At 57.4% G+C, this 5,010-nt stretch carries 5 protein-coding genes and 1 pseudogene; 5 read left to right on the top strand and 1 reads right to left on the bottom strand.

What is annotated here, in order from left to right; translation table 11 throughout:
• A partial coding sequence (locus tag AC01FP_RS16005; protein WP_474481667.1) for a hypothetical protein occupies positions 1-334 on the top strand: 334 nt, incomplete at its 5' end.
• A gap of 26 nt (positions 335-360) precedes the next feature.
• A pseudogene (locus AC01FP_RS16010) lies at positions 361-465 on the top strand (bluetail domain-containing putative surface protein); the annotation flags it as partial.
• Positions 466-530: 65 nt separating this feature from the next.
• Here the strand turns inward: AC01FP_RS16010 and AC01FP_RS16015 are convergent.
• A complete protein-coding gene (locus tag AC01FP_RS16015; protein WP_474481668.1) occupies positions 531-740 on the bottom strand; it encodes a hypothetical protein in 210 nt (69 codons plus the stop codon).
• A 57-nt stretch (positions 741-797) separates the two neighbouring features.
• Between AC01FP_RS16015 and AC01FP_RS16020 the strand changes: the two genes are divergently transcribed.
• The 3 genes from AC01FP_RS16020 (at position 798) to AC01FP_RS16030 (ending at position 4,960) form a co-directional block, all read left to right on the top strand.
• Complete coding sequence (locus AC01FP_RS16020) at positions 798-1,115, top strand: hypothetical protein (RefSeq protein ID WP_474481669.1); 318 nt, start codon at positions 798-800, stop codon at positions 1,113-1,115.
• Between the two features lie 113 nt (positions 1,116-1,228).
• Positions 1,229-3,859, top strand: coding sequence for an ATP-dependent chaperone ClpB (clpB, locus tag AC01FP_RS16025; RefSeq protein ID WP_474481670.1), 2,631 nt, complete (start codon positions 1,229-1,231; stop codon positions 3,857-3,859).
• A gap of 186 nt (positions 3,860-4,045) precedes the next feature.
• On the top strand, positions 4,046-4,960 hold the full coding sequence (locus tag AC01FP_RS16030) for a UDP-glucuronic acid decarboxylase family protein (protein ID WP_474481671.1): 915 nt from the start codon (positions 4,046-4,048) through the stop codon (positions 4,958-4,960).
• Positions 4,961-5,010 lie beyond the last annotated feature (50 nt).

The following is a 5,010-nucleotide window of genomic DNA, read 5'->3' on the forward strand; positions in this document are numbered from 1 at the left end:
ACATCAAGGGAATTCTGGCGCTGGGAGGGGTGGAAACCACCGGGAGCGCTCCTTGATCACACTTTTAGGCAGCCCTGGAGCGGACCCCACCTTCTCCGTCCACTCGACCGCTGAAGGAAAACTGATCTGGGTCATTGTTCGCTACAAGGATCTGCAGGGCTTCGACGAAGAAGCCACTAGTGAGTCCGTCGGTATGCCACTGGTAGATAAAGGCGATGTGATTTTCACTATCTCTGGCACTGCGGTTGTGGGCAACACCCTCACCGCCATCGCCATCAAGCTGGTTCAGACAACGGGGAACTTCGCCCGCTTTGGCGCCGCCACCTTCAGCTAAACGATCCAAACCAGGGGACCCGCACCTTCCTAGCCCTCAACGATGGCACCGCCGGCTTAAACGCCAACAGCGATTCCATCGCAGAAATCACAGGATTCAGTGGAGCGCTGACCAGTCTCAGCATCATTTAATTAACAACACAATCACCATATGGTCTTGCCGCCCTCTCTGCCGCCAGGCTTTTTCATCAGGCCCGTTACACCTGTTCTTGTTTCCTGGCCTCGAGCACGGCCAGATAAAGCTCCTCCGGAACCTCACGGATGTCGTATTCGCTGGGAAGCACACCGTGCACATACCGATGCACGGCCAGCCAGCAGTTGCGCTCCGGATCCCGACCCGTACCATCAAACTCCCGCGACTCAGCAGCCAGTTGCTCAATCAACGGCTCGTTCCAGGTGTCGTTCACGGCAGCAATCCCCCATGCGGGGGCCAGAGTGGGAGCAGTCTGAACTAATTCATCGGCATGGCAGCCCATACCCCCTCGCCCCCGAAGCGACTGCTGCTGGGAATCGCCATCGCCGTGGCTGGTCTGCTGGGATGCATCCAAGGTCAGGCTCGGGCTCAGGGCTTGCCTAAGCCCCCCTGTCCCCTGGTGGTGCCCGGCAGCCAGAAACTGCTCCAGCCCCGGCGCATCCAGCCCAATCAGGTGCAAGCCAAGAACGCAATGGGCTGCCTATCACCCGCCGACGCGGTGTATGGAGCGGATGGCTGTCCGCTGCGCATGTGCGGCGCCGAGGCCGGCGTGATTCAGCTGCCTGATTACAACGCCAGGCCGCGTTGACGGTTTCCCACCAGCTCTGGGGAGGACCGAATCGATTCGTTCGGTTCTCCTCGCAGCTGGTTTTTGTGATCAGGAATACCGTTTATACAACAGCTCCAAAGAGGGAAGTCACCATGCATCCCACCGCCGAAGTATTCACCGAAAAAGCCTGGGCTGCCGTGGTGGCGACCCAACAATTGGCGCAGCAGCGGCGCCAGCAGCAGATGGAATGCGAACACTTGCTGGCGGCCTTACTGGCGCAGCAGGGTCTGGCCGGACGCATTCTGGAAAAGGCCGGCGTTGATGTGGGCACCCTTAGCCAGAAGGTGGAGGCCTTTATCGCCGGCCAGCCAAAGCTGAGCGCCCCCCCAGACAACGTTTACCTGGGCAAGGGCCTCAATGCCGTGCTCGATCAGGCAGGCAGCCTCAAGGAGGCCTACGGCGACAGCTACATCGCCATCGAGCACCTGCTGCTGGCCCTGGCGATCGACGACCGCTGCGGCAAGCAGCTGCTTTCCCAAGCAGGCACCAATGCCGCCATGCTCAAGGAGGCCGTGCAAGCTATCCGTGGATCCCAAAACGTGACCGACCAGAACCCCGAAGGCACCTACGAATCCTTAGAAAAATACGGCCGCGATCTCACGGCTGCTGCCCGCGAGGGCAAGCTCGACCCAGTGATCGGCCGCGATGAAGAGATTCGTCGCACCATTCAGATTCTCAGCCGCCGTACCAAGAACAACCCGGTGCTGATCGGCGAGCCCGGCGTAGGTAAAACTGCGATCGTGGAGGGTCTGGCCCAGCGCATCGTCAATGGCGACGTGCCCCAGGCGTTGCAAAACCGTCAGCTCGTGTCGCTGGATATGGGCGCCCTGATCGCTGGAGCCAAATACCGCGGCGAGTTTGAGGAGCGGCTCAAGGCCGTTCTCAAGGAGGTAACGGCTTCCGAGGGCCAGATCGTGCTGTTCATCGATGAGATCCACACGGTCGTGGGAGCCGGTGCCAGCGGCGGCGCCATGGATGCCAGCAACCTGCTCAAACCGATGCTGGCCAGAGGCGAGCTGCGCTGCATCGGCGCCACCACCCTCGATGAGCACCGCCAGCACATCGAGAAGGATCCAGCCCTAGAGCGTCGCTTCCAGCAGGTGTTCGTGGATCAGCCCACGGTGGAAGACACCATTTCGATTTTGCGCGGTCTGAAAGAACGCTATGAAGTGCATCACGGGGTGCGCATCGCCGACAATGCCCTGGTGGCGGCAGCGGTACTGAGTAGTCGGTATATCGCCGATCGCTTTCTACCCGATAAAGCGATCGATCTGATGGATGAGTCGGCGGCGCGACTGAAAATGGAGATCACCTCCAAGCCAGAGCAGATCGATGAGCTCGATCGCCGCATCCTGCAACTGGAGATGGAAAAACTTTCTCTGGGGCGCGAATCAGATGTCGCCAGCAAAGATCGGCTCGAACGGCTTGAAAAGGAGCTGGCCGATCTAAGCGAACAACAGAGCACCCTTAATGCCCAGTGGCAGGCCGAAAAGAGCTCGATCGATGAGCTTGGTGCAATTAAAGAGGAGATCGAGCAGGTGCAGCTGCAGGTGGAGCAGGCCAAACGCAACTACGACCTGAACAAGGCAGCTGAGCTCGAATACGGCACACTGGCAGAGCTGCATAAAAAGCTTGCTGCCAAGGAGGCAGAGCTCAATGCCAGCGGCAGTGACAAAACGCTGTTGCGCGAGGAGGTCACCGAAGATGACATCGCCGAGGTGATCGCCAAGTGGACCGGCATTCCGGTGGCCAAACTGGTGCAGAGCGAAATGGACAAGCTGCTGCACTTGGAGGACGAGCTGCACACCCGAGTGATCGGCCAGCAGCAAGCCGTTACCGCCGTGGCCGACGCCATTCAGCGATCCCGGGCCGGCCTAAGCGATCCCAACCGGCCAATCGCCAGTTTCCTATTCCTAGGTCCAACCGGCGTGGGCAAAACCGAGCTCTCCAAAGCCTTGGCAGCCCAGCTGTTCGATTCTGAGGAGTCAATGGTGCGCATCGATATGAGCGAATACATGGAGAAGCACGCCGTGAGTCGGCTGATCGGAGCGCCTCCTGGCTACGTGGGCTACGAGGAAGGCGGCCAGCTCACCGAGGCAGTGCGGCGCCGGCCCTATGCGGTGATCCTGTTTGACGAGGTGGAGAAGGCCCACCCGGATGTGTTCAACGTGATGCTGCAGATCCTCGATGACGGCCGCGTCACCGATGGCCAGGGCCGCACTGTGGATTTCACCAACACGGTGCTGATCCTCACCAGCAACATCGGCAGTGCCTCGATCCTTGATCTAGCAGGCGACCCAAGCCGCCACAGCGAGATGGAGGACCGGGTAAACGAAGCCCTGCGAACCCACTTCCGCCCTGAATTCCTCAACCGACTGGATGAGACGATCATCTTCCACAGCCTGAGGCAGGAGGAATTGCGTCGAATCGTGGAGTTGCAGGTGCAGCGACTGGCCGGGCGACTTGACGAGAAAAAGCTTGGGCTTGAGCTCAATGCCGCTGCTCTCGACTGGCTGGCTGGTGTTGGCTACGACCCGGTGTATGGCGCTCGTCCACTCAAGCGGGCCATCCAACGTGAACTGGAGACACCAATCGCCAAGGGTATCCTTGCTGGCATGTTCACTAGCGCCCACACCATCACGGTGGATGTGAGCGGCGAGGTAGGGGAGCAGAAACTGCGGTTTAAGCAGATCAATCCCTCCGAGATGCCTTTGCATGATTAAGCGAATCAGACATCGAATACACGGCAGACATCAAATACACCTTGGTTGAGCTACCCGCAGGTACTGCTAAGACAAAAAACCGCTCATACGCAGCAAATCGCAGCACAACTACATCAATATAGCAGCCACAACATAAAAGTCCGCGCAAAACCAATACATTACGGACGCATTACTACATACAGATCAATGCGTCACCTCGTGACTGGCGGTGCCGGGTTTATCGGATCTCATCTGATAGACAGGTTGATGAACTTTCCGAATACGGAAGTTATCTGTGTTGATAACTTCCATACAGGCTCCCGCAGCAACATAGCTCAATGGCTGGGTAATCCACACTTTGAGCTCATCCGTCACGACATCGTCGAACCACTAAGAATAGATATTGATCTAATCTGGCATCTTGCATGCCCAGCATCACCACTGCAGTATCAGCGTAATCCAATTACGACCGCAAAAACATGCGTGCTGGGGACACTCAACATGCTGGGGCTCGCCAAACGCTGCAACGCCCGCATTCTATTTGCCTCAACCAGCGAGATATACGGCGATCCCCTGGTCTCGCCACAAGCAGAAACATACTTTGGCAACGTAAATTGCGCCGGTCCACGCGCCTGCTATGACGAAGGAAAGCGCATGGCGGAAACACTCTGCTATGACTATGCGAGGACGCACGATGTATCGGTTGCAGTAGCTCGCATCTTCAACACCTATGGGCCACGAATGAGAAGCTCAGACGGCCGGGTGGTAACAAACTTCATCACACAAGCACTGCAAGGTAAGCCACTAACTTTACATGGAACTGGGCAACAAACCCGTAGCTTCTGCTTTTGCGACGATCTAGTTGACGGACTGGTAGCGCTGATGAACAGCGAGGTCCAGGGGCCAGTAAATTTGGGCAATCCACATGAAATAACTATCTACGATCTTGCCGACCGCATACGAACACTAATAAATCCTGCACTTAACCTAATCTATAGGACTCTACCGATTGACGACCCTCAACGGAGACAACCTGACATCGAACAAGCCGAAATGCTGCTTAATTGGCGCCCGACGATAAAACTGGAAAAAGGAACGGTGCGCTTCCAGATCAGCTCATAAAGGGCTAGATCCTTGCCATCAAGACCTGTGGCGTTCGGGGTGCGGAACGC

Source organism: Cyanobium sp. NIVA-CYA 375 (genome assembly GCF_056108345.1).

What these genes read in the sequence shown, in the direction of transcription:
- AC01FP_RS16030 (WP_474481671.1), top strand. Translation starts at nt 4,046, where the DNA reads ATGCGTCACCTCGTGACTGGCGGTGCCGGGTTTATCGGATCTCATCTG.
- clpB (WP_474481670.1), top strand. Translation starts at nt 1,229, where the DNA reads ATGCATCCCACCGCCGAAGTATTCACCGAAAAAGCCTGGGCTGCCGTG.
- AC01FP_RS16020 (WP_474481669.1), top strand. Translation starts at nt 798, where the DNA reads ATGGCAGCCCATACCCCCTCGCCCCCGAAGCGACTGCTGCTGGGAATC.